General features: G+C 60.7%; 1 pseudogene. It reads left to right on the forward strand.

Annotated features, from left to right (window positions below):
* A pseudogene (locus ACW9IR_RS30490) lies at positions 1 to 211 on the forward strand (permease-like cell division protein FtsX); the annotation flags it as partial.

A 211-nucleotide genomic window follows, 5' to 3' on the forward strand; every position in this document is an offset into this window, starting at 1 on the left:
CACAGAACCCGCTGCCGGGCGTGGTACTGGTGACGCCGAATGAAGTCGACAAGCCGGCGCTGGAAGCCCTGCGGCAAAAACTCGCAGAGATGCCCAAGGTGCAACAGGCGCAGCTTGATCTAGTCTGGGTAGAGCGCCTGGCGGCGATCCTCAAGCTGGGCGACCGCTTTGTGTTCGGCCTGACGGTGCTGTTGGTGTCTGCATTACTTTT

It is taken from the genome of Pseudomonas sp. SDT291_1_S447 (assembly GCF_054070155.1).